Consider the following 4499-nt stretch of genomic DNA (forward strand, 5'->3'; position numbering starts at 1 on the left):
CCCGCGGACGGCGATGTGGACGCCGGCTTGCCGGACGAGAACGGACCCGGCGCGGGCACGGCGGCGGAAGGCGGCGCGGCCGCCGCGCCCGGCCTCGCGGGATCGGTGCGGGCGGCGGCGATGCTGGAGGAATCGGACACGGCGGTGGCGGCGGTGCTGGCCATCTGCAGGCGCGCGGCTCCCGCATGCGTTGGCGTTGCAATGGGTTAGTAGGCAACAGCGGACGGTCAACGATCAAGCGCGCGCGAGGCGGCCGGCTTGTCCGTGCGAGTCCGCTTTCCCCTGACGGCCTATGGTGCCGTTACGGCGTCGCGGGGATGTGACGGCAAGCGCATTGCGATTATCGTGGCGGCACGGCGGCGCCGGATTCGCGGGGAAACCCGCGCCACCGCGCATCGGGGACCGGCATGAGCGAAGCAGAACAAGACCCTTACCGCCGCGAGCCCGCCCGGCCCGCCGCGCGCGGCGCGCTGCAACTGGGCGATGCGCCGCTGCGCTTCACCACCAGGCGCAGCGAACGCAACCTCGGCGCGGTCGGCCGCGGCGGCTGGCTGATCGCGGTGGCGGTCATGCTGGTGTGGTCGCTGCTGTACGGCATGGCCCTGCTGACCACGCTGGGCGCCATGTCCGCTTCGCCGGAACTCGACGCGGGCAAGCGGGCCGCATTGCAGTTGTCGATCCTGGCGGGCGGCGCGATGTTCGTGCTGAACCTGGCGGTGCTGACTCTGTACTGCGTGAAGTCGCCGTGGTTTCCGCGCGCCTACGTCGCCTGGCTGGGCCTGGACGCGATCGTGTTCGCGATCGCCATCGGCCTGTTGGCCCAGGCCAGCGGCGGCAGTCTGCTCGGCACCGTCGTGGCCGCAGTGATCGTGCGCGCGGCGTTCTGGAACGGCCCCTGGATCGCCTACGCGCTCCTGTCCGAGCGGGTGAGGAACACCTTCGTCGCGCGCCGCGGCTGAGCGCATCCGCACGGGTGTGCGATGCGATTGCGTGACTTGTGCCACGCAGGCGGCGCGGCCGCGCTGCCTATAGTGGCCGGCCTGCGCTCCGCATCCGTAAGGACACGCCATGCCCGCTTTGCGTCCCCTCGCCGCCGCGCTCGCGTTGACCGTCGCCAGCGCCGCCGCGGCCGCCGCGCCCGCGCCCGCCGAACCGGCATCGACCGAACCGGCATCGACCGAACTAGAAGCGGCCACCGACCGGATCTTCGCCCAATGGAACCACCCCGATACGCCCGGCTGCGGCATGGCGGTGTTCCGCGACGGCGCGGTCGTGTTCCACAAGGGCTACGGCCAGGCCAATCTGGAGCTGGGCGTGCCGATCGGCGCCGACACCGTGTTCGACATCGGTTCGACCTCCAAGCAGTTCACCGCCGCCGCGGTGCTGTTGCTGGAACGCGACGGCAAGCTCTCGCTCGACGACGACGTGCGCAAGTACGTGCCCGAGCTGCCCGACTACGGCCAGACCATCACCCTGCGCCACCTGCTCCAGCACACCAGCGGCCTGCGCGATTACCTGGTGCTGCAGCTGCTGTCCGGCATCGCCTACGACGACTACAGCACCGACCGGCAGACGCTCGACCTGCTGGCGCGGCAGAAGTCGCTGAACTTCGCCCCGGGCAGCGAATACGTCTACAGCAACACCGGTTATTTCCTCGCCGCCGAAGTGGTCGAGCGCGTGTCCGGCAAACCGCTGGCGCAGTTCGCGCACGAGCGCATCTTCGAACCCCTAGGGATGCGCGACACCCGCTACCGCGACGACCACACCCTGCCGGTGCGCGGCCGCGCCAGCGCCTACGCCAAGGCCGACAGCGCGGCCGGGCAGCCGCCGCGCAGCGGGATCGAACGCTACCGCATCGATGTTTCGAACTGGGACCAGGTCGGCGACGGCTCGGTGCTGACCACGGTGGCCGACCTGCAGCGCTGGGACGAGAACTTCTATCGCCCGGTGGTCGGCGACGCGGCGCTGCTGGCGCGCCTGCAGCAGCCGGGCAAGCTCGCCAGCGGCGAGCCGATCGATTACGCGCTGGGCTTGATGATCGGCGAGCACCGCGGGCTCAAGACGGTCGAGCACGGCGGCGCCTGGGGCGGCTATCGCGCCCAGTTGCTGCGTTATCCGCAGCGGCATCTGTCGGTGGCGACGCTGTGCAACATGGCCACCGCCGATCCCGAAACCCTGGCCCAGCGCACCGCCGAGCTGTGGCTGGGCCTGCCGCCCGAGCCCGGCGCGCAAGCCGCGCAACGCGCCACCGTGGCGGTGCCGGCGGCGGCGATGCAGCGCTGGGCCGGCTCGTACCGCAATCCCAAGACCGGCAGCGTGCGCCGCATCGCCTGGAGCGACGGCGAACTGGAACTGCACGCCTTCGGCGACCGCTTCGCGATGCGGCCGGTCGGCCAGGACGAGTTCGACGTCGACGGCGGCCCGATCCAGGCGCTGGGCTTCCGCGATCCCGGCCGCGGCCGGCCGCGCGTGCTGATCCAGTCGGCCGGCGGCGAGCGCGTCGAGTTCGAAGCGCTGCCCGAGTTCAAGCCCGACGCGGCGGCGCTGGCGGCCTATGCCGGCGATTACCGCTGCGAGGAACTCGACCGCGATTACCGCCTGAGCGCGATCGACGGCGCCCTGCACCTGCACGATGCGCGCATCGCGCCGGAACGGCTGGACCCGCTGGAACGCGACACCTTCACCCAGGACGGCGTGACGTTCCGCTTCAAGCGCGATACGGCCGGTGCGATCGACAGCGTGTCGCTCGACGTCGGCCGGGTCCGCGACCTGCGCTGCCAGCGCCGCTGAGGCGCCTCAGCGCGCGGCGCCGGCCGCGCGCCGGCGCAGCGCGAGCACCGCGTACAAGGCCACCAGCGCCAGCAGCGAGACCGCGATCGCCAGCCACTGCGCCAGGCTCATCGTCGCCAGGATCGCCGCCATCACCGCCACCGCCAGCAGCGGCATCGGCCAACTGCCGCCGGGCAGGCGGAACGGCTCGCCGGCGCCGCGCAGGTCGCGCGCCTGCGCGCGCCAGGCCGCGACCGCGACCGCGGCGAACAGCAGGCAGATCGCGCCGCCGGAAATCAGCGCCAGGGTTTCGAAGTTGCCGATCAGCGCCAGCGTCAGGGCGATGCCGGCGTGGGCCAGCAGACCCGCGCGCGGCACGTGGTAGCGCGCATCGACCCGGCCGAACGCGGCCGGCAGGTAGCCGTCGCGGCCCAATGCGAACAGCAGGCGCGAGGACGAGAACAGGTTGCCCATCAGGAAGCCGGCCATCGACACGCCCGCGGTCGCCAGCAGCAGCCCGTGCGCCGGCGCCCACCAAGCGCCGGCAGCGTCGGCGACCGGCGCGCCGCTGCCGTCCAGGCGCGCGCCGAGCAGGCCCTGGCAGGCCAGCTGGATGCCGATGTACAGCAGCACCACCAGCACGATCGCCGACAGCGTCGCGCGCGGCACGTGGCGCGACGGATCGCGCACTTCGCCGGTCGGCACCAGCGCGGTTTCCATGCCCGAATAGGCGAACACCACCAGCACCATCGACGAACCCAGCGCGCCCCAGCCCGGCCACGCCGCGGCGCCGAGCTGGCCCCAGTCGACAAACAGCAGGCCGAGCCCGGCCAGCGCGAACAGCGGCGCCAGCTTGAGCGTGGCCAGCAGCACGATCATGCGCGCGCCGAGCTTCACCCCGAACGCGTTGAGCGCGAACAGCGCGGCGTAGACCGCGGCGATGAACGCCGCGCGCGGCAGCGGCTCGCGCAGCGCCGCCCAGGCGTTGCCGGCCTGCTCGGCCAGCGCCGCGGCGACGCCGGCGCTGGAGGAGGTGTTGCACACCCACATCAAGGCCCCGGCCAGGAACCCGGCGAACGGCCCGAACGCCGCGCCGACGAAGGTGTACGGGCCGCCGGTGGCCGCGGCGCGGCTGCCGACCGCGGCGAAGCACAGCGCGATCGGCACGATCGCCAGCGCCCCGGCCACGAACACCAGCGGCGCGCTCGCCCCGAGCCGCCCGTACAACAACGCCGGCAGCATGAAGATGCCGGCGCCGACGATGATGTTGACGATGGACGCCCCGAGCTGGAACGGACCCAGCGCGCGCACCAGGGCGGCGTCGCCGTGCAGAGGCCTGGACGCCGCGCTGGCGTGCGGGACGGCGGATGCGGCATCGTTCATGAGCGACTCCCCGGCGATCCGTCGCAGCCTCGCATGCGCGGCGCGCAAATGCGAGGTGTGATCGCCGCATGCGAACGCGGATCGTCCGGAGGCCATCGTGCCCACGGGTTGTTCGTAACGACCGCGATCACCGAAGCGGCGCCGCACCACCGTAATCTCCCGAAGCCCCGCAACCTCCACGCCGCGCTTCCGAAGAAGGCCGCAACTCACGCTGCCCTTGCCCTTGCCGTTGCTCGTCGCTCCCCCCGCCGCCCCGAACTCGCCACAGGCAAAAAGAGACCCGGAGGGCGGCGCGCAGGACGCGCGCCGTGCGCCACCCAGGCCATGGATGGCCTGTGTGGCGCATC

The 4499-nt window shown here is 72.5% G+C and carries 4 protein-coding genes; 3 read left to right on the plus strand and 1 reads right to left on the minus strand.

Annotated features, from left to right (window positions below):
- From A7A76_RS05025 to A7A76_RS05035, 3 genes are all read left to right on the plus strand, one after another.
- Positions 1 to 210 (plus strand): hypothetical protein (locus A7A76_RS05025; protein WP_206410167.1); only part of this gene is annotated, 210 nt, incomplete at its 5' end.
- 197 nt (positions 211 to 407) lie between these two features.
- Positions 408 to 959 (plus strand): DUF2569 family protein, encoded by a 552-nt coding sequence (locus tag A7A76_RS05030; protein WP_206410168.1) that lies wholly within the window; start codon positions 408 to 410, stop codon positions 957 to 959.
- Between the two features lie 109 nt (positions 960 to 1068).
- Positions 1069 to 2790 (plus strand): serine hydrolase domain-containing protein, encoded by a 1722-nt coding sequence (locus A7A76_RS05035; RefSeq protein WP_206410169.1) that lies wholly within the window; start codon positions 1069 to 1071, stop codon positions 2788 to 2790.
- A 6-nt stretch (positions 2791 to 2796) separates the two neighbouring features.
- Here the strand turns inward: A7A76_RS05035 and A7A76_RS05040 are convergent, their stop codons facing one another.
- Positions 2797 to 4152, minus strand: coding sequence for an APC family permease (locus A7A76_RS05040; RefSeq protein WP_206410170.1), 1356 nt, complete (start codon positions 4150 to 4152; stop codon positions 2797 to 2799).
- Positions 4153 to 4499: the final 347 nt, after the last annotated feature.

The sequence above is a fragment of the Lysobacter enzymogenes genome, assembly GCF_017168095.1.
GTDB classification, from domain to species: domain Bacteria; phylum Pseudomonadota; class Gammaproteobacteria; order Xanthomonadales; family Xanthomonadaceae; genus Lysobacter; species Lysobacter enzymogenes_D.